General features: G+C 43.6%; 17 protein-coding genes and 2 pseudogenes. 10 read left to right on the top strand and 9 right to left on the bottom strand.

What is annotated here, in order from left to right:
- Nucleotides 1–75: 75 nt before the first annotated feature.
- The gene (locus L5M51_RS04095) at nt 76–1,395 is read left to right on the top strand and encodes an SGNH/GDSL hydrolase family protein (RefSeq protein ID WP_263171727.1); all 1,320 of its coding nucleotides are present in this window, start codon (nt 76–78) and stop codon (nt 1,393–1,395) included.
- A 485-nt stretch (nt 1,396–1,880) separates the two neighbouring features.
- Here L5M51_RS04095 and L5M51_RS04090 read toward each other — a convergent pair whose 3' ends face one another.
- Nucleotides 1,881–2,441, bottom strand: coding sequence for a DUF2726 domain-containing protein (locus L5M51_RS04090; RefSeq protein ID WP_263171723.1), 561 nt, complete (start codon nt 2,439–2,441; stop codon nt 1,881–1,883).
- Between the two features lie 161 nt (nt 2,442–2,602).
- Nucleotides 2,603–2,683: pseudogene (locus L5M51_RS04085) on the bottom strand (DUF3297 family protein); the annotation flags it as partial.
- A gap of 86 nt (nt 2,684–2,769) precedes the next feature.
- Here L5M51_RS04085 and L5M51_RS04080 point away from each other — a divergent pair.
- Nucleotides 2,770–3,585 (top strand): substrate-binding periplasmic protein, encoded by an 816-nt coding sequence (locus tag L5M51_RS04080; protein ID WP_263171720.1) that lies wholly within the window; start codon nt 2,770–2,772, stop codon nt 3,583–3,585.
- 154 nt (nt 3,586–3,739) lie between these two features.
- Here the strand turns inward: L5M51_RS04080 and L5M51_RS04075 are convergent, their stop codons facing one another.
- From L5M51_RS04075 to L5M51_RS04065, 3 genes are all read right to left on the bottom strand, one after another.
- Nucleotides 3,740–4,270, bottom strand: coding sequence for an SMI1/KNR4 family protein (locus L5M51_RS04075; protein ID WP_263161447.1), 531 nt, complete (start codon nt 4,268–4,270; stop codon nt 3,740–3,742).
- Nucleotides 4,271–4,655: 385 nt separating this feature from the next.
- Entirely contained in the window at nt 4,656–4,901 is a 246-nt protein-coding gene (locus L5M51_RS04070; RefSeq protein WP_006080205.1) for a DUF3297 family protein, read from the bottom strand.
- Between the two features lie 137 nt (nt 4,902–5,038).
- A complete protein-coding gene (locus tag L5M51_RS04065) occupies nt 5,039–5,662 on the bottom strand; it encodes a short chain dehydrogenase (RefSeq protein ID WP_212599698.1) in 624 nt (207 codons plus the stop codon).
- 99 nt (nt 5,663–5,761) lie between these two features.
- On the opposite strand from L5M51_RS04065, the gene L5M51_RS04060 reads away from it, so the two are divergent.
- The 3 genes and pseudogenes from L5M51_RS04060 to tnpA all read left to right on the top strand — a co-directional run bounded on the left by L5M51_RS04060 (nt 5,762) and on the right by tnpA (nt 7,814).
- Nucleotides 5,762–6,649: a LysR family transcriptional regulator gene (locus L5M51_RS04060; RefSeq protein WP_263171718.1), complete on the top strand. Its 888-nt coding sequence runs from the start codon at nt 5,762–5,764 to the stop codon at nt 6,647–6,649.
- A gap of 166 nt (nt 6,650–6,815) precedes the next feature.
- Nucleotides 6,816–7,232 (top strand): ribosome recycling factor family protein, encoded by a 417-nt coding sequence (locus L5M51_RS04055; protein ID WP_263171717.1) that lies wholly within the window; start codon nt 6,816–6,818, stop codon nt 7,230–7,232.
- A 152-nt stretch (nt 7,233–7,384) separates the two neighbouring features.
- Nucleotides 7,385–7,814: pseudogene (gene tnpA, locus L5M51_RS04050) on the top strand (IS200/IS605 family transposase).
- Between the two features lie 60 nt (nt 7,815–7,874).
- Here tnpA and L5M51_RS04045 read toward each other — a convergent pair.
- Nucleotides 7,875–8,054, bottom strand: coding sequence for a DUF6435 family protein (locus L5M51_RS04045; RefSeq protein WP_028759324.1), 180 nt, complete (start codon nt 8,052–8,054; stop codon nt 7,875–7,877).
- A 206-nt stretch (nt 8,055–8,260) separates the two neighbouring features.
- A complete protein-coding gene (locus L5M51_RS04040; RefSeq protein WP_263171714.1) occupies nt 8,261–9,925 on the bottom strand; it encodes a methyl-accepting chemotaxis protein in 1,665 nt (554 codons plus the stop codon).
- A gap of 285 nt (nt 9,926–10,210) precedes the next feature.
- Between L5M51_RS04040 and L5M51_RS04035 the strand changes: the two genes are divergently transcribed.
- Together L5M51_RS04035 and L5M51_RS04030 are read left to right on the top strand one after the other, a co-directional pair.
- Nucleotides 10,211–10,441, top strand: coding sequence for a hypothetical protein (locus L5M51_RS04035; RefSeq protein ID WP_263171898.1), 231 nt, complete (start codon nt 10,211–10,213; stop codon nt 10,439–10,441).
- 258 nt (nt 10,442–10,699) lie between these two features.
- On the top strand, nt 10,700–12,889 hold the full coding sequence (locus L5M51_RS04030) for an OsmC domain/YcaO domain-containing protein (RefSeq protein ID WP_219250409.1): 2,190 nt from the start codon (nt 10,700–10,702) through the stop codon (nt 12,887–12,889).
- A 160-nt stretch (nt 12,890–13,049) separates the two neighbouring features.
- Here the strand turns inward: L5M51_RS04030 and L5M51_RS04025 are convergent, their stop codons facing one another.
- Nucleotides 13,050–13,958 (bottom strand): GGDEF domain-containing protein, encoded by a 909-nt coding sequence (locus L5M51_RS04025; protein WP_219250408.1) that lies wholly within the window; start codon nt 13,956–13,958, stop codon nt 13,050–13,052.
- 398 nt (nt 13,959–14,356) lie between these two features.
- Between L5M51_RS04025 and L5M51_RS04020 the strand changes: the two genes are divergently transcribed.
- Together L5M51_RS04020 and lgt are read left to right on the top strand one after the other, a co-directional pair.
- Nucleotides 14,357–14,827, top strand: a complete 471-nt coding sequence (locus L5M51_RS04020; protein WP_113939074.1) for a cupin domain-containing protein — start codon at nt 14,357–14,359, stop codon at nt 14,825–14,827.
- Between the two features lie 216 nt (nt 14,828–15,043).
- Nucleotides 15,044–15,823, top strand: coding sequence for a prolipoprotein diacylglyceryl transferase (lgt, locus tag L5M51_RS04015; protein WP_131523760.1), 780 nt, complete (start codon nt 15,044–15,046; stop codon nt 15,821–15,823).
- A gap of 83 nt (nt 15,824–15,906) precedes the next feature.
- Here lgt and L5M51_RS04010 read toward each other — a convergent pair whose 3' ends face one another.
- Nucleotides 15,907–16,824, bottom strand: a complete 918-nt coding sequence (locus L5M51_RS04010) for an alpha/beta hydrolase (RefSeq protein WP_219250407.1) — start codon at nt 16,822–16,824, stop codon at nt 15,907–15,909.
- A 412-nt stretch (nt 16,825–17,236) separates the two neighbouring features.
- Here L5M51_RS04010 and L5M51_RS04005 point away from each other — a divergent pair, with 412 nt between their 5' ends.
- Complete coding sequence (locus tag L5M51_RS04005; protein ID WP_263171710.1) at nt 17,237–18,598, top strand: MATE family efflux transporter; 1,362 nt, start codon at nt 17,237–17,239, stop codon at nt 18,596–18,598.
- Nucleotides 18,599–18,600 lie beyond the last annotated feature (2 nt).

The following is an 18,600-nucleotide window of genomic DNA, read 5'->3' as shown; positions in this document are numbered from 1 at the left end:
TGAATTACTAGGTTTCTCAATTTTAATTTTATGGCCAATTTATGTGTGTTGATTTTATTTTTGTTAAGGAAATGTATGAATAAGGCTTTATTATTTTTTTCATTAACCCTACCTTTTTCAGCTGCTTGGGCTGCTAATGAAACGTTTAGGGATGATATGGAGAGCCAAGCTAGCATATTGGAAACGCTTAGATCTGCGGATATCGATGAGATAGATGATATAGATGAGACAGATGGTCCAGATAACCATTTGGAAGCTGGTCACAGTCATACTTATATTCGTTGTTGGTATCGATTAGATCAAACGCATAATAATCCTGCAACTGAACATAGGTGGGCAAAGCAAAAGGACAGTGATGAATATTATTCTATTCAAGGCGCTTGGAGACATAAGCTTTCGGGTAAAAATATGTTTTATACAGAGACGTCACAAGATGAAATCATGCAACGGTGTGTCGATACATTAGGGGTTTCAAGCAACGAAGTCGCAGACATTACCTTCTTTGCTGCTAATGAAAAATTGTCATTTAATCAGACTATCTGGACGCAAGATAAGGCGGATCAAGGGAATAAAATTAACAAAATTATCGCATTTGGTGATAGTTTGTCTGATACGGGAAATCTATTTAATGGTTCTGAGTGGCGATTTCCAAATCCTAACTCTTGGTTTTTAGGGCATTTTTCTAATGGATTTGTATGGCCGGAATATTTAGCTAAATCGCAGAATATTCCTCTGTATAATTGGTCTGTTGGCGGGGCCGCAGGTATTGATGAATATAAGATTATTCCCGGTTTAGGTCATCAAATACAATCCTATTTTCATTATTTAAAAAAGGCTGAAAATTACCAGCCTGCAAATACGTTATTTACACTTGAAATTGGCCTTAATGATTTTATGAATTATAGTCGTGAGGTTAAAGATGTGAGTCAGAACTTAAGTGATGGGTTAAAACGTTTAGTTGATGAAGGCGGGGCTCAGCATATTATTTTATTCACATTGCCTGATGCTACGCGCGCACCACAGTTCAAGTATTCTACTCAAGATAATATTGTAAAAATAAAATCAAAAATTGAAGAGTTCAATGGCTTTATTAAACAGCAAGCTCTGTTGTATCAAGCAAAAGGTATAGATCTAGTGTTGTTTGATGCTCATTCTATCTTTGATGAAATTATTCAAAATCCTAAAGAGTATGGTTTTGTTAATGTTACAGATGCTTGTTTAGATATCAATAGATATAGTAGTAAAGATTATTTGTTGTCACACAGCTTAACAAAAGATTGTGCCTACTATGGCTCTGATAAGTATCTGTTTTGGGGGATCACTCATCCAACGACTGCTGTGCATAAAGTTTTTGCGGATAAGATTATTGAAACAGGTTTTTTTAATCGTCATTAACAGGCGAATAGTCGCGAGTAAGATATTTTGGTTAAATATATCTCTAAATAATCAATAATATGGAGGTAAGCCAGTCAAAGCTGCTTTACCTCCATGAGTCAATTGTAATTTAAGCCAGTAAAGCCACATCTTTTTGCATTTTTTAGCACCGCTTTTAAATTGCCCGAATAATGCTGATACTTTGAACTGTGGTGAAATCATGTTACTTGACGTGTTGCTCGCCGAGTAGAATGAGCTGCTAAGTAGTATTAGCTAGCTTATGCTTTGTTTTATTGAAGGAATTGCTCACAAGGCCAATCGTTAAGACAAGTATTAAAGATGCGTTTGGGGAAGGCCGCTTTAAATCTCAAGCGCTGTTAGACGAGTAAGCGCTGCCCGCTTACATGATGTACATGAATTCAAAAAGCAGCATAAGGGTAAAAAATCGAGTCAAGCTTAACATCCTCAAACTCAGGATGTGTAGTGTTCATGGATTTAGTTTATGTTTAGTCCGCGGTCAGTATGAGTGGCGACTCTTCAGCTGCGTGAGTTTTTGCTGGTAAGGCTGCATGTATAGTGCTGCGAATAAGCTCTAGCTGATAGCTGCGTTTGGCATTGAAGCGGATTAATGGCAGTTTGGCGCTTTCGCAGGCTTGCTCGATGAGGAGGTCGCGTTGCTGATTACGTGTTTGCTTATGGCTTTTATCGTCGAGTTCGATGGCGGCGATAACTTCAAGTGTATTTTTGTCGCAGAGTAAGTAATCGAAGTGCTTGGCTGAAATTCTATTAAAGGCAATTTGCCAGTGTTTGCGGTTCATGCCTTTTTCTGGGGTGATAACGTCGGCGATACGCACTTTGCCCAAAACTCGGAATTGTTCGCCTACAGCTTGATCTAATATCCCGAGAAAGGAGCGTTCAGCACTGGAAAATAGGGCGTCTTGTTTACGGTAGCGATAGTTATTATCTGAAGATGGGATAAGCAGATTAGTGAAAATGCGTAAGAGTAGCGGCACGAAAATGATAATCGCCAAACCCAGCCCGATAAGTATTAATTGATTCGAATTCATCATTACATCCTTGTTTAGTATTGTCATTGTAACTTGCTAAGTACATATCTGTTAGCTGCTAGTACTTTTATGCCAAAAATAATGAGTCTTTGAGTGTAGTGGTCACATATTGTTAGCCACTACATCAACAGTCGTACCGATATTATCAGTACTCATACGTCTTAACTATAAAACGCTTCAACTGTGCCTTTTACTGTGAGTAAAAGAGGTTGGCCGCGACGGTCTAAGGATTCATTATGGATGGCCATTTATTTTAATGTTTTATGCACTTTAGTTTTCGATTTTTTGAGTTATGCTAAATGCAACATTTAAATTTGCGGGCATCTCTATGTATTTTAAAAGTATCCTTGTTTCGTTGCCTTCTGTTTACGCAATTTTGTGTGTGCTTGGTTGTGGTTTTTTCGCGGGCATCATTGTCGCCGCTGAGGTGCAATCGGCTACTTTTTCTAACGTGTTGCGTGCCGATTTTCGGCATCGTCCTCCTGAGATGGTGCTTGATGAGCGAACTAATACTATGACGAGTCCATTAAAGGATATTCTTGAGGAAGCGGCGGCTAAGGTCGGTTATCGCGTCGAATGGAGCGCGCGTCCTTTTGCACGCAGCATTCATGAGTTGCGGGTAGGCACGGTCGACATTGTACCGCGCACGATACGAGACGAAGAGCGAGAGGCATTTGTACGGTTTCTTGGTCCTATCGGCACTCAGACTCGCGATATTTTGTTTCTCGTAAAAGCCGGCGAGGAGGCAAAGATTAAGTCTTATGAGGATTTGTATCAGCTTACTGTAGGGGTTAAACGGGGCACAGTTTATTTTGAGCGTTTTAATACGGATCCCGCGCTACGTAAAATTGAGTCTACCGATGATGAAAACATGGCTCGCATGTTTATCATGGGGCGTTTTGACACTATGGTAGTGCTCGATCGTGCCGCCATTGAGAATGCCTTCAAGCAGCTCGGTTACGATCGTTTTAGCTATGCCGATTACCGTCAGTCGAATCGGATCGAACATTATTTTGGTATGTCCCGTAACTCTACCCATGCTGCTATTTTCGATGAACTTAATCGGGCGCTGCTTGATATGGCTGCATCGGGCCGTGTAAAACAGATTTACCAGGCCTATGGTTTAGCCGCAGAAGTTGAATAGGCAAACAAAAACGGCCAATATTAATTGGCCGTTTTTATGATCTAGCTCTTTGCAAGCTTAACGATAAAAGGCTTCAACTGTGCCTTTTACTGTGAGTAGCAGTGGTTGGCCGTGGCGGTCCATGATTTATTGCGGATGACCATTTATTTTTTGTTTAAATTTTTTCAAAGGTAACATTTTTAGGAGGGAAACTATTAGGTAATGATCCTGATCTTATTTTTCTTAACAATAAACCAGTCAATAGAGAGGTTATATTTTCATCAAAATATTCTACATCTGGCGATCTAGATGCGATTATTGCAGTGCCCCATGTCTCACTGTCTTTCAGATCGGAAACAACCCAAAATATGCAATCACCATTATCCGTTACGCCTATTGGTAAAAGGCCATTAATGTCTGGATAGAGGTTATATTTAAAATACTCTGGGTCTTCATTATTAAGGTAATTGAAATCCTCAATGATTGATTTCTTCTGCTCAAAAAAATCAAGGTCACAATTCGTAGTAAATGGATTGAATATCGCTATAAAATCGGCAATTCTTCCTGTGCCATAACGATTAATAAACGCAATGTAATCACTGGGAAAACTAAGACCTTCATCTATAGAAGGCCAAACGTTACCAATCCCAGATTCATTAGGGATGTTAGGGGGAACTAAAATGCTATTTAATACCGATAGGGTCATGATCTACATTCCACGAGGATTAAGAAGAGTAATGTTTTCAAAGAAACCACCACTACCTTGAGCATTCACTGTTATACCTGCCGGTATTCTGGAAGGACCTTTATATATTGGAGTTACCGAGACATCAACTATTTCTCCTCTCTCTAACGCTTTCTCTCGTGAATCCCCAAATAAACTTAATGATATTCAAATAAGTAGGCATGCATAATGCTATTTGATTTAATCCATTTCGCCAAAAACCGACTAGATAGCTGTTCCGAATAGTCGTTCACTGCACTGGTGCCGTTTCAGCAAGTAGTATTGAATTAGTATCATTTGCTGCTGAGCAAACAAAAACGGCCAATTAGATTGGCCGTTGTTATGATCCTGCTCTTTGCGCTAAAGCTTAACGATAAAAGGCTTCAACTGTGCCTTTTACTGTGAGCAAAAGAGGTTGGCCGCGACGGTCTAAGGATTTGCTTGGCACTTTTACCCAACCTTCACTGATGCAATATTCTTCGACATCAAAACGCTCTTTGCCGTTGAGCTTAATACCGATATCGTGCTCGAAAATTTCTGCCACATGGTGTGGGCTGCGTGGGTTAACGGAAAGGCGATCCGGTAAAGCAGGTAATGATGTTGTGTCGGTCATGGTCGTGATCTGTCGTTGTCTATAGTGAAAAAGCGTGCGCTATTGTAGGCAATCCCAGCGCAACGCTCAAGACTTTAACTGTGACTGATTACGCGCCTTGCGTTACAAGGTTCGGTTGTCCTGTTAGGACACTGCTGTTAGGACACTGTGCCGCAGCTGGAAAAGGCTTTCAGCACTCGGCCGTTTTCTCTGCCCATGACTGAGCGCAAATAAACCTTGGCTAATATGTCGGCATTGATTGCACTAAAACCGGGAAAATAGTCCTGATAGCTCGCTAATGACTCGCTTAATACCGTTGGGCTGACAATGTTTATCCGCTGCTGCGCAGGTAATTCACCCGCGACGGCGGTAACAAAATGCTCAAGTGCGCCATTGATTGTGGCGGCACTGATGCCATCTTTTACTGGGACATCGGCAATAATGCCACTGGTCAGTGTAAAACTGCCCCCAGCGTTGAGGTATTGGCTACCTATTTGCACTAACTGTATTTGCCCCAATAACTTACTTTGGAGCCCTGTATACCAGTCTGCTTGAGTCATAGCGTTAAAGGGTTTAAACACGACATCACCCATGGCCGAAATCATTGCATCGACTTTACCGATTTTTTCTAGCCCTTGATGGAGTGAATGTTCATCCCGAATGTCTATCAGGACATCCCCCGTTGTTCGCCCTACCTGAATAACTTCATGCTGAGTTGAATGAAATAAGCGGACTATGGCTTGTCCGATTGTGCCTGATGCACCCACTACGACTATTTTCATGACATGCTCCTAAATTGAATACGAATTGAGGATAGTCTGGTTAATTAAATAGAAAAAGCGCATATAATCACTACATTGTTTCGTTAATAGGCTTAATTGATGAATCTCACTCATCTGCAGTCATTTATGCTGGTTGCCAAAATGCACAGTTTTAGCGCTGCGTCTGAACAACTCGGCGCATCTAAAGGCTTAGTGTCGCGCCATGTTAAATCCCTTGAAGATGAAATGGGTTGTCAATTACTCCACCGAACCACGCGGCGAGTATCAATGACCGAAGCAGGGCAAGCGTTATATGGTAAAGCCTGCGAAATCGAGAGGCTGGCCAATGAAGCTGGACGTTTAGTGCAGGATTTAACGCAGGACTCCTGTGGCACTTTAAAATTCACAGCTCCAACGGAACTGGGCAAAAAATTGCTGAGTCCTATGCTGCTTCAGTTTATTGCTGCGTATCCTCAAGTGAAACTCGAACTGTGTTTTGAGCAGAATGTTCAAGATGTTGAGTTCGGTAAGTTTGATCTCGCCTTAAGAACAAGCATTGCGCACAGCGATAATCTGATCGCCAGATATCTTGGCAGAATTCGTCATGTCTTAGTGGTTTCGCCCGCGCATCCCGCAGCCGCAGAAGTTCGTCACCCTGATGATTTACGCCATTATCGTCTATTGTCTTCGGGCGAAACACAGTGGGTGTTTGAACCGCACGCGGGGGACAGTCTCACGCTCACTTTTGAGTCTGCACTGTGCAGTTCAAACTATGCCACTACGCATCTGCTTACTTTGAGTGGTACAGGTATCGCTAGCCTGCCTTATTATTTGGTAGAGGAGGATATCGCTCAACACAAACTCACTTTGCTCGTTCCCCAATGGCTATGCTATCCACATGAGTTGTATATGGTTTATGCCAAGCAGAGCCATTACCCAAAGAAGCTGCGCGATTTACAACATAAGCTACAAACTTGGTGCGAAACTCACTCAAAATATGTGGGTTAATGAGTAAAAGCATAATCGCATCAAATCTTATCCGGCGGAGGGCGGAGCTTTTAGAATAAAGTGAGGCAGAGTACACTGCCGCGCATTGAATTTTTGTATTTGAATGTAAAGTCGAGCAGGCTTTTACCCATGCAGGCATAAAAAGAGCGGCGATGAACCAAGCGTTATGAACGACGACATTAGTATCTCGCTGCCCTCGCTGATTCATCGAATTGGGCGGGAGGCGGTTAAACAAGCTCAAGCGATTGCAGCCCAATATGATTGCGAGCTTAAGCGTGTGCGGCGTTCAAGGAATTGGTGCATTGTTGGCGCGGCGATCAAGATCCAATCCTGCAGTGCGCATTTACAAAGTGAGCCATTGCTGGCGCAGCAGTTAACAGCTAAAGATGGCCAGTTTGGTTATCTTATCAAAAAGTTGGAGTCAGCCTTGCTGCAACATGCGGACAAACTTGAACCATTAGACGCTAAGCTGATTCGGCTTATCACAGACAACCCTGCGATTACCTTAGGTGAGTTGATGCAATTGACCCAATGCACAGTCACAGAGGCCAGATTGGCACGTTTTCAAGCTGACTCTTGGTAGTTTGTCTGCTGAGTGTTTTTGCTTTAAAGGTTTATTGTCATCCTAAAACCACCGCCTCTGGCGGTGGTGATTGTTCCTTGAGGCTATAGCCTGAATTACGCCCATGCTAAAAGAGACTTCTTATTCACCACAAGTAAGAGGAAACGAAAAGCATGGGCGATTATAGAAGTTCATCACATGTTTATTGGCGTTGCAAATATCATATTGTTTGGACTCCGAAGTACCGTTTTAAAATGAAACCTTGGTGAGGAGTTATACAGGTCAATTTATATCCTTTGCAATATGAAGAGTTGTGAGGTTTTAGAATTAAACGTTCAGATAGACCACGTTCACTTGGTAGTCATAATCCCGCCGAAGCTGTCAGTATAAACGTTGATGGGAGTATTAAAAGGAAGAAGTGCGATAAGGCTATTCAATAAATTCCCTCATGTACGTAAAAAGCTATGGGGCAATAGCTTTTGGGCCAGAGGTTATTTTGTAGATACAGTAGGTGTTAATGAAGAAATTATTAGACGATATGTACGCCACCAAGATAAACAAGATCAGGAACATGAGGCTCAATTGTCGTTGCAGATGATGTAGGTTCTTGGAATAGCCCCTTCCAGGGGCAAGTCAAAGCCGCCTTCTAAGAAGGCGGATTCTTTACTTATGGCTTGTTGTTTCTAACACTTTTATTTGATTTTCGATTTGCTCGGCTTCAGCGGTCAGCATTGAGTAGGATCTAATATCGCCTTTTCTCTGGGCATGCATAGCTTGTTCAAGCTTGGCGTTATATTGCTGAGTTAATTTTTTTAAGGGATTTTTCTTAAATATTGAGAACATGGCCATTTCTATTGGATTGGGTATTTGGACTTATATACGTAGGCAATGGGATTTAAGTTTTACTTTTTGAAATTAAAAAATCCCACAATCTCACAATCCTCAATTCCACAGCCATCGGCCTCAGTAAGGCTGAGGCCTTATCTTACATTTGCAGCAAACTAATGGGTTGCTATGTCTTATTTAGCTTACAACCCATTGAAAATATTTTAAATCTTAAACTGACCAACGAGCTTACCTAGGTTAATACCTTCCTGTGACACGGTTTGGCTGACTCTGGCAGCATCTTCGCTGGAATGGAGTAACTCATTCACTATCTCTTGGATGGCGAACACATTACGGTTGATTTCTTCGGTTACAGAGCTTTGTTCCGTGGCCGCCGTCGCAATTTGGGTGCTCATGTCGTTAATTGCCGTGACCGCCGATGTCACTGAACCAAGGCTTTCAGAAATTGCACGGGAAGAGTCTACCGAGCGCACGCAGCTTTGCTGACTTTCTTCCATCGTTTTTACTGCCAGTGCGACAAGCTTGTGCAGTTCAGTTAGCATCTCATTGATTTCCAAAGTGCTTGATTGCGTTCTGCTCGCTAAGTTACGCACTTCATCGGCCACCACGGCAAAGCCTCGGCCCTGTTCTCCGGCGCGGGCCGCTTCGATGGCTGCATTTAATGCCAATAGGTTAGTTTGCTCAGCAATACCGCCAATCACTGACAGCACGTTGTTGATTTTTTTAGACTGTTCGCTCAAGGATTGAATGCTGCCCGCCGCATTGTTGATTTGCGCCATGAGTGCAGAAATTTCTTCTAAAGAAGCATCGACGCAGCGCTGGGCATTGGCTACATCGCCAGTGGCAGCGTGAGTCGCTTCAGCCACTTGCGTGGTATTTTGCGCTACTTCGCTGGCGGTGGCTGACATTTCAGTAATAGCGGTAACCACTTGATCGGTTTCATTGTTATGGCTGATGAGTTGGCTCGACATGACTTTGGTTTGATCGTGAATCGCGTTGGCGGCGGTTTTAACTTTAGCCGTCGCGTTTGCCACATCACCTATGATGGTTTGGAGTTTATCGACAAACAGGTTAAAGGATTGGCCTAGTTGTGCAATTTCATCTTCACCTTTCACAGTGAGGCGTTTAGTTAAATCGCCTTCGCCTTTGGCGATATCGTTTAAGTTGTCCGCCATATTTTTAATTGGCGCGACCATACGTTGGGCGGTGATCAGAATAACAACGGTAGTAATCGCGGCGAGTAACAGCGCAATTAACAGAATGGCATAGGATTTTTCGATCATCTGCTCAGTGACCGTCGCACGATAATCCTCAACGACAGTGTCAATATCATCGATATAGACTCCCGTGCCTAGCATCCAGTCTGTGCCAGGGATCATCATGGAGTAACCGATTTTTTCAATTTGCTCATTGGTATTGGGTTTTTGAAAGTAGAACGAGAAGTTACCGTCCCCTTTTTTAGCGGCATCGAGTAAACCGACAATGATTTTAGTGCCGCGGGGATCTGTCATATCAATTTTATTTTGCCCTTCGAGGTTGGGCATGACGGCATGGAACAGGTTTTTACCCTGGGAGTCGTAAATAAAGAAGTAACCAGAACTGCCAAAACGGATATCACGGAGCGCTTGGTTTACATTGCCATTTTCTTTTAAAGACAACTGATACTGCACTATTCCTGCGGCAATTTCGGTGGCTTCTTTTATTTGTGTTTTACGTTCACCGATGAGCTTAGTTCTAAAGGTCGTCACTTCATCTGCAAGGGCGTCTTTTTCGACATAATAAGAAACTGTCATGAGTACGAACAAAGTAAAAATTAAAGGGAATAACGACAACAGCAGTAATTTATTACGTAGGCTGAAATTAGGCATGCTTGACGACTCCATGATGAACATCTCTTTTATTGCAAGGCAGTATAACTAATTTCCCGCATTCTTAAGTGTTTAAGTTAACAAAAATGTAATGGAAATCGATAAAATGCGCGCTGTTGATTTATTCCAAAATTGTTAACTATGCTGTGAATCTAGGCCTTTCTTTTGATCTTTATCAACACTATATGGGCCCAATGAGTTCACTATATTAGCTAAAATTGATGCAAAATTAGCTAGAGCTGGTGCAGCCTGGTGTAGATAGTGGCGAACAGTAAGGGCAGGGTTGTGACGAATGAAAAGTTGATCCTAACGCTGAAAATCTGCATTACTGTAGGCATTTGTCTTATTGCGTTGGGCATCTACTTACATAACTTTAATGAAACCGTTGAGGCGATGGGCGTGCAAGGGATTATTCTCAGTGCCATGTGTGTTGCCTTTGGCATGGCCTTGTCATTACCGACTAAGATGTATTTAACCTTCCTGTTGGTTAAGCGCGAAACTGAAAAACATCCATAATGTGTTTTTGCACAGAGTGTTACTCTGCGACTCATTGGTTTCCTCGCCTTCTTGATACTCAATCTAAGTACTCGCTTAACCCTGCTATTCAACCCACCAAGCTCAGCCGCAAATGGCCTGATTATGGTTTTTAACATAATTAACCCAAGACTAATGGGCCAAAAACACCGATAATTCCCCCTTAATGACTCATTACCAATGACGCGACTTGGTCGATGGGCTGCTACAGACTCGCATATTTAGTGGAAATCATATTCAATGGAAATCAAAGTTAATTTTCTCGACAATCTTAGACTTGAAGCCAAGTTTGATGATTTTACCGTGACCGCCGATCAGCCAATCCGCTACAAAGGTGATGGTTCTGCCCCTAGTCCGTTTGACTATTTCTTAGCGTCGTCAGCCCTGTGTGCGGCCTATTTCGTGAAGGTATATTGCAAAGCCCGTGATATTCCAACGGATAACATTAGACTGTCGCAGAATAATATTGTTGATCCAGAAGATCGCTACAATCAGATTTTCCAAATTCAAGTTGAGTTACCCGAAGATATTTCGGAGAAAGATCGCGAAGGTATTTTGCGCTCGATTGACCGTTGTACGGTTAAAAAAGTGGTGCAAACTGGCCCAGAATTTAAAATTGAAACCGTTGAGAACCTAGATTCAGACGCCAATGCCATGTTAATGGGTCAGCCTAATGGCGCATCGAGCACCTTTATTCTGGGTAAAGATCTGCCGCTGGAGCAGACTATTGCCAATATGACGGGCATGCTCGCCGATCTTGGAATGAAAATTGAGATCTCATCATGGCGCAATATCGTGCCGAACGTGTGGTCACTGCACATTCGTGATGCGGCTTCGCCAATGTGTTTCACCAATGGTAAAGGCGCGACCAAAGAAAGCGCGCTGTGCTCGGCACTCGGCGAGTTTATTGAGCGTCTGAATAACAACTTTTTTTATAATGATCAATTCTTCGGGACTGAAATCGCCAATAGCGAATTTGTGCATTATCCCAATGAAAAGTGGTTTGCGTTAGAGGAAGATGATGCGCTGCCAGCGGGTATTCTCGATGACTATTGTCTAGAGATTTATAACCCAGACGACGAGCTGTGCGGCTCGCACTTGATTGATACTAACTCAGGGAATATTAAGCGCGGTATCTGTGCGATTCCTTACACCCGTAAATCTGACGGTGAAACGGTTTACTTCCCGTCGAACCTGATTGAAAACCTGTTCTTAAGCAATGGTATGAGTGCGGGTAATAACCTGCAAGAAGCCCATGTGCAGTGCTTGTCAGAGATTTTTGAGCGTGCTGTAAAACGCCAAATCATTGAGCAAGAAATTGTCCTGCCCGATGTGCCTATGTCTGTACTAGAAAAGTACCCAAGCATCCTCGCGGGCATTAACGGCTTAGAAGAGCAAGGTTTCCCAGTTGTGGTTAAAGATGCCTCACTCGGCGGCCAGTTCCCAGTGATGTGCGTCACCCTGATGAACCCGAAAACCGGCGGAGTATTCGCCTCCTTTGGCGCGCACCCAAGCTTTGAAGTGGCGTTAGAGCGCAGCCTAACTGAATTGCTGCAAGGCCGTAGCTTTGAAGGCTTAAACGATGTGCCAAAACCGACCTTTAACAGCATGGCGGTCAGCGAGCCAGAAAACTTTGTTGAGCACTTTATTGATTCAACAGGAGTGATTTCATGGCGCTTCTTTAGCAGTAAATTTGATTATGAATTCTGCGAATGGGATTTTTCTGGCACCAGCGAAGAAGAAGCCGACGGCCTGTTTGGGATCTTAGAAGCGTTAGGTAAAGAGGTGTATATCGCCGAGTTTACCGATTTAGGCGCATCGGCGTGTCGTATTTTAGTTCCTGATTATTCTGAGATTTATCCAGTTGATGACTTGATTTGGGATAACACCAACAAGGCGCTGGCGTACCGTGAAGATATCTTAAATCTGCATTCGTTAAGCACTAAGCAATTGGCTAATTTGGTCAACCGTTTAGAAGAAAGCCAACTCGATAACTACACGGATATTCGCACCTTAATCGGCATTGTATTTGATGAAAATACTGTGTGGGGAAAACTGACGATTATTGAGCTTAAGATCCTGATTTATTTGGCACTCGGTGCACACGAAGACGCGATTGAGCTGGTCGGTGAGTTCCTACAGTTTAACGACAATACCGTTAAACGTGGCCTGTTCTACCAAGCCATGAATGCTGTGCTGGAAGTGACCTTAGATGAAGAGTTAGAACTTGATGATTTTATCCATAACTTCAACCGTATGTTCGGTAAAGAAGTGATGGATAATGTCGTTGGCTCGGTCACAGGTAAAGTGCGTTTTTATGGTTTAACTAAAACCAGCATGCAGCTCGAAGGTATTGAGCCGCATTTAAGATTGATTGAAAGCTATAAGAAGCTGCATCAAGCCCGTAAAGCTGCGAAAGACCTGAATTAATTCTGTTATTTGGCATTAGCTTAATGTGTTTAAAAGCGAACCTTTTGGTTCGCTTTTTTGTTTGTTGCTCTTTTGATTCGCGCTTCTTATGAGCACTTGTGGCTATCACTTATTAAGGACGCTTGTTATTGCTATGTGTGGTTTGAAATGTTCAGTCCACTCAGGCTGTATTTGATATAACTCGATTTTTGCCGTTACGTTTAGCTTGATACAAGGCGGCATCAGCCCGCTTAAGCGTTTCTTCATAGGACTTATCCAATGGTTCGATAGAAGCGACTCCAATGCTTACGGTAGCAAACAAGCCATTGACCGCATATTTTTGCAGTTCAGTGTAAAAGCAATCGCAGAGGTATTCTGCAAATTCAACCGCTTGCGAATGCTCTACCCCAGGTAGGGCAATCACAAATTCATCGCCACCAAAACGATACGCGCTATCGGTTTTTCTAAATTGAGTTCGGCAGGTTTCGGCAACTGCGATGATGATTTGATCGCCTGCATAGTGACCCAACTGATCATTGATGGACTTTAAGTGGTCTAAATCGAGGATCAAGATTGAGGTGGGAATACGGTGGCGCTGAAATATATCGAATTGGAAGGTTAAATCACGTTCTAAGCGGCGACGGTTATAAAGCCCTGTCAGTTGATCGGTATCGCTTAGTTGACGAAGTTGCAGTTCAAGCTCATGCCGCTTGGAAATATTACTGGCGACCCAAAGCACCACTGGCTCATCATCAACCAGAAAGTCTAGTGCTTGAATGCGTCCCTCAAACCAAATGGGTTGTTCGGGGCCTATATCGGGTAAGCCTTTGACATCTTTATTGCTCAATTCATATTCTTTGATCAGTAATTTTCGGCTGGTTAATGCACTTTCGATAACCTGTAAAAAGTAATTGAGTTTATCAGCCTTTAACACATCGTTAAGATACAAGCCGATTAGGCCGCTACCATCGTGGTAATAACGGTCATCTTTACCACCGAAGACGGCAATGTATTTACCACTTTTTGACAGAACAAAAGTAGGATCAGGAAGTGCATCAAGGACTAAAGCCATTTCTTCTATTTTGATCATCGATTAAAATCCCTGTGGAAAATCACCCAACCTTAAGTCCGCTTGTCCAAGTTATCATAGATAAACTACTCTTTGGCGCTTTAGCCGCGAATGCATCCTGCGAACTCATTACAATTTAGCCGCTTTTGTGGGTAACAACAAACCATAACAATATGCCGTACAATTTATTTGTCGTCGCGATTTTACCAAGGCATCAGAGCGTTTGATGGCGCAGAGTTGTATCCCTGTTGAGGCTTAAAACCTAAGCCTTGCTATCGTATCGAGTCAGTCGTGATGTCTTGAACTTTAGCGTTTGTGCTTATGTTCAAAAAGCTTCATTGCGGTGTTTAGTAGACAGATGATTTTCGAGTAGAATCTAGGGCCTTAATTGTGGTTTTAATTTTACACTGGGATTTATAATGCATACTGCAGATGATTTTATTGAACATTTAGCGCTAGAGCAGCATGTTGAAGGCGGTTATTACCGCTCATCCTATCGTTCAGAAACGGTATTTGATCAGACTCGGGCATTATGGAGCAGTATCTATTTTTTGCTGCGTACGGGAGAGGTTTCCCATTTCCATCGTCTGACAGCTGATGAAATGTGGTATTTCCATGCGGGGCAATCGCTGACGATTTACATGATTGATCCTGATGGGGTGCTAACGACGGCGCAATTAGGGCTTAATTTAGCTGCGGGCGAGCGGCCACAGTTTTTAGTCCCTAAGGGCTGTATCTTTGGTTCAGCCATGAATCAAGATGGTTTTTCATTAGTGGGCTGTATGGTATCGCCCGGTTTTACCTTTGATGATTTTGAGCTGTTTAGCCAACAAACTTTGTTAGCCCAATATCCACAGCATAGTGACATCATCCAACGTCTGAGCCGTTAGGGAAGCGTCAAAGTCAGTTAAATTTAGCTAGTTGATTTGTTAAATGGTAACTTGGTTGACATTGCCTCATTCGGCTAAACCAAGGTTGCTCTGAGTCATTAAATTTGACTCAATAGTAAGATATCCCCGCGACAAGGCTTGTCTATTGGCGTTTAACCACGTAAAACATGCTTTTTGGCGTACCTCTATGTACCAAGTGTTATGGAGTAATTGAATTTGGAACACTTAGTGTGGGAGCTCGATCCTGTATTAATCTCGTTTATGGGACTAAAAATACATTGGTATGGAGTCCTGTTTGCTGTTGCTATTACTGCTGGTTTTCAGGTGATGAAGCGGATTTATATCAAGGAAAATCTTGATCTTGAGTCCCTTGATAATTTACTGATTTATTGTGTGGTTGGCATTATTGTGGGTGCGCGTTTGGCCCATTGTATGTTCTACGATCCGACTTATTACTTTGCTCATCCGCTTAAGATCCTGGCGATTTGGGAAGGCGGACTCGCCAGCCACGGTGGTGGTTTAGGCGCGATTTTGGCCTTGTATTATTACCAACGTAAAGTGAAGCTACCCTTCCTGTTTTTGTTGGACAGACTCGCGATCGCCACCGCCATTTTTGGCTTTTTTGTGCGTATGGCAAACTTCGCCAACTCAGAAATTTTAGGCGATCCTACGACTCAACCTTGGGGCATTATATTTGCCCGTGTCGACATGTTGCCAAGACATCCAGCACAGCTCTATGAGGCTTTCGCTTATTTAGCTATCTTTATTGGTCTGTATGCTTTGTATCAATACACGCAGATTAAACAAAGACATGGGGCTATTTTCGGCCTGTTTCTGGTGTCGGTGTTTAGTGCGCGAATTGCGATTGAGTCGATTAAAGTTAGCCAAGCGGCTTACTCTGAAACTTTCTTAAGTGCGGGACAACTTCTGAGCTTACCGTTTTTAGCCGTAGGTATAGTTTTGTTGTTCTTGGCGTATCGAAAGAAAACCGTTTAAATCTGAATATCAAACGATTAAAAAAGGCTTTCTATCTAGATAGAAAGCCTTTTTTATGAATGAATTAATCATCAAGTATGACGTTAGGCTGTCTTCACTATATTGGTCACCTGCACCATGGCATCCCGAGCGGAACGGCTCACGCCTGAGAGTTGGAAGAAACCATGGATGACGCCAAGATAACGACGGCAGTGGGCATTTACGCCAGCCTCTAATAGATTCCTAAATAGCTGTTCACCTTCATCGACGAGTGGATCGAATTCGGCGGTGATGATATGGGTTTCGGGTAAGCCTGCTAAGTCATCACGGCGTAGTGGACTGGCTTCGGCATCGGTTCTGGGGTGCCAATCTAAATACAGATCGAAACCTGTTAGCAAGGTGTCGCGGGTGATGATGTATTTCTCGCCATTGTCGCTATAGCTTTGGCTCTTCGCGGTGGCATCGAGCATAGGATAGATAAGCACTTGTTTGTGTGGCAACCATTGCCCTTTGGCTTTTAAACGCAGGCAAGTGACTAGGGCTAAATGGCCGCCGGCGCTGTCGCCCATTAGGGTGATCTTAGTGTTATCACCGCCCCATTGGTGGCAATGTTGATAGATGACTTCTGCTGCATGGCAGGCATCGTCGTGGGCAGCGGGATAAACATGTTCTGGGGCGAGGCGATAGCGAACGGCGATCACCAGTGCGCCAGAATCATTGGCGAGTTTTCGCAGTTGTTGATTATGGGTTTCAACGCCGCCACTGACAAAACAGCCACCATGGTAGTAAATGACGATAGGTAAATTGTCTGCCGCCGAGGGTTTAAACAGAGTTAATTCTGCGCCATCGATGGAAATTGCGCGCACCTCGAACACCTCTTCAGGCTCACCTGCGAGTACAGTGCTGGCAATATAACCTTGTCTACGTTGCTCAATACTTTGCTCTCGCACTGATGGGCAACCCGCCGCGATAAACTCGCTAACCAATTGCTTAATTCCCTCTTCTAAATAGAGTTGGCTCATTTAATACTCCCTCAATTTTTAGTGCGCTCGGCTGTTCTGCAATGGGCTGAGTTTATCGGCAGCTTAATTGAATTGGTAGCCTAGATTCACACTCAGCCATGAGCTCTATCATGATTGCGGAAATTAACTTTGGTATTAACTTAGTAATGAATACGGTTGCAGTCGGCATCTTTTTCACTATTACAGATTGAGTTGTAGGGTGTCTTGTAAGAAAATTACCAACTTAATTGACTGTCAGGCTTAATGCGCTTAAATGTCCGCCTGATTGTGCGTTAGATAGCACTTTGATGTCTATTTGTGAAAGTGGGTTTCAGTCTCTTGGCTAAAATATAAGTTGCCAAGATGCTGTTTGAGCGACACATTGAGCCAGCGATCACACTCGTTATTCGTTCTCTATTTGCAGGAATCTTTCGTGGCAAAAGCACCCAAAACATTGCAACAGCGCATGGGCATAGTTGCCCTGACGTGGCCGATTTTTATCGAGACCTTGTTGCAATCTCTGCTTGGGATCAGCGATATCTTTATGCTGAGCCATTATTCCGATAATGCGGTTGCCGCGGTGGGACTCACGACTCAGCTGATGTTCTTCATGATGGTCATGTCCATGATGGTGAGTACGGGCGCGAGTATTTTGATTAGTCAAAGCAATGGGGCAGGCCAACCACAGCAGGCTGTAGATATCGGGGTGGCGAGTGTCGTATTGAGTTTGGTATTAGCCTTAGTCATGGGCGCATCTATGTTCTTTGGTGCTAAGGGCATTATCGGCTTATTTGCGCTTGAGCACGATGTGGCTGGTTTTGGATATGACTATTTAGTGATTTGCGGCAGCTTGAGCATAGGGCTAGTGATGAACATTGCCTTCGCTGCTATTTTGCGTAGTTACGGTTTTACCCGCTCGGCCATGTTAGTCACCTCGAGCACGGGCTTAATGAACGTGATCGGTAATTATATTGCCCTGTATTCACCCTTTGGTTTACCTGTTTATGGAGTAACAGGGGTGGCGATATCGACAGTGACCAGCCAGATCATCGGTGCGTGTATCATGCTGATGGTGATCCGGCATAAGCAAATTCCGCTGCCACTGCACCGACTTAAGCTTTTACCGCGCAGCACTTATTGGAGTGTGATGCGTATTGGCCTGCTCAATGCTGGCGAGATGCTGTCTTACAATGTGGCTCAGATGACCATCATCTACTTTATCAGCCAGATGGGCACTTTATCGCTCACGGCCTACACCTATGGCTTGAACATTAGCCGTTTTATCTATTGTTTTGCAGTCGCACTCGGGCAGGCGACGCAAATTCAGACCGGATACTATGTAGGTAAACAATGGTTCGATGAAATCACTACTCGGGTGCAACGTTACTGTTTGGTGGGCTTTGTCGCTTCACTGACCATAGTATTAGTCTTCTACTGGCAGCGATTCGTTATTGTCGGCTGGTTGAGTGAAAATGAAGAAGTCATCCAACTGACGGCGTTATTACTGGCAGGTTCCATCGCGCTTGAAACAGGGCGAGTGTTTAATCTGGTGATTATCTCGGCGCTCAAGGGCGCGGGTGATGTGGCGTTCCCTGTGCGTATAGGTCTTTTTAGCATGTGGGGTATTGGGGTATTTTTTGCTTGGTTCTTTGGCTTGCATTTAGGTTATGGCGTGCTTGCTGCTTGGCTTGCCGTTGCGGCAGATGAGTGGGTGCGTGGATTGATTATGGTGCACCGTTGGCGCTCGGGTCGCTGGCAGCGTTTTACGCGTATTCCGCCAGTAACCCTAGCTTAAAC

The organism is Shewanella sp. SM73, from assembly GCF_025653795.1.
In the GTDB taxonomy this organism is placed as follows: domain Bacteria; phylum Pseudomonadota; class Gammaproteobacteria; order Enterobacterales; family Shewanellaceae; genus Shewanella; species Shewanella oncorhynchi.
Note: the sequence above shows the minus strand (reverse complement) of the source record. Positions and strands in the feature narration are given on the sequence as shown.